Source organism: Arthrobacter sp. Hiyo1 (assembly GCF_001263615.2).
Classification (GTDB): domain Bacteria; phylum Actinomycetota; class Actinomycetes; order Actinomycetales; family Micrococcaceae; genus Arthrobacter.
In genome coordinates, this window is sequence record NZ_DF952469.1 from 838,212 (window position 1) to 839,347 (window position 1,136).

Sequence of the window (1,136 nt, forward strand, 5' to 3'; positions counted from 1 at the left end):
GACGATCCGGCGGCGCGCAAACGCGCCGAAGGGGACTCCGAGGTTCGGATCGAAGGAATCGGCAGACGTTATCAACGCCACGGACCCCACCGACGCGAAATCGTCGCGCGACAAATGAGAAGCTCTCGCGCAGAGCTCCGACACCAAATAGCCAACGAGCGGCAAGTGCTGCAGCACCAACTCGTTGCGTTCTTCGCGATTCAAAATTAGTCCCCCCATGAGACCTGTTTATTGAGTTGCCAAGCCTGGTTCCAGGAGCTTCATGGGCAAGCTGCTGAGACGGTGCAACGTGCCGAAGATTACATGGAACAGACATGTATTCAGTGAACATACCATCTGGAAAATAACAATGCGTGTACGCTCATGAAAAAGATAGAAAAACAGGACTCGGAACCATGTTCCGAGTCCAAACCGGGGAATGGGGAACCGTGGGGGCGGATGAGCTTTCGGCGACGCTGTGGCGTGAGCGGAGACAGCTGGAACTGCTGTTGTACCGGCTTGAAACACAGCTGCTGCACGTTCGGGCAGGCAACTGGCATTGGTTGAAGTTCGCTGCCGCTGACGTGGAAAAGGTCCTGGAAAACCTTCGTTTCGACACGCTTGCCCGGAACATCGAATCGTCGGCCGTGGCTATTGAATGGCGGCTGTCGGCCAACGCCACGCTGCCGATGATCGCTTCAGTGGCCCCGCCCGGAGTCTGGCCGGAACTGCTGCAAGAACACCACCGTGAGCTGGTCCAGGTGCTCAAGCAAGTCGAAACAACCGCGGCGGCCAACGTCGAGGCTCTCCAGATGGGGCTGCAAGGGGCCGGGAACCCGCCGCTTGGCTCCGTTCAGCCCGGCGACGCAGCCCCGGCAGCGCCGGGAGCGGTCGCGTGTGCGGACACGGTGGATGACGTGATGCTGCTTGCGGAAAACGCCAATATCGAACGGGCCCTGGCCGTGACCAGGGATTGCTCGCTGCCGCTCCTCAGGGAGTTCCTGGGGCTGGAGTAGTACCCGGCCTAGTCCTTGCCTGGTTTCCGGACAGGCGGACGCAGCCCGGCGACGAGCTCCTCGGCTTCGGGGCCGGCCTGGGCAGCGGCGAGGTTGGCAGCGGCGATCGCCTCGACCACTTCGCGACGCTGGATGGACACC

Annotated in this window: 2 protein-coding genes; one reads left to right on the top strand and one right to left on the bottom strand. The window is 61.4% G+C overall.

What is annotated here, in order from left to right:
- On the bottom strand, positions 1–204 hold a 204-nt coding region (locus AHiyo1_RS08125; protein WP_275937045.1), incomplete at its 3' end, for a sigma-70 family RNA polymerase sigma factor.
- A gap of 191 nt (positions 205–395) precedes the next feature.
- Between AHiyo1_RS08125 and AHiyo1_RS08130 the strand changes: the two genes are divergently transcribed.
- The gene (locus tag AHiyo1_RS08130; protein WP_059388216.1) at positions 396–995 is read left to right on the top strand and encodes a hypothetical protein; all 600 of its coding nucleotides are present in this window, start codon (positions 396–398) and stop codon (positions 993–995) included.
- Positions 996–1,136 lie beyond the last annotated feature (141 nt).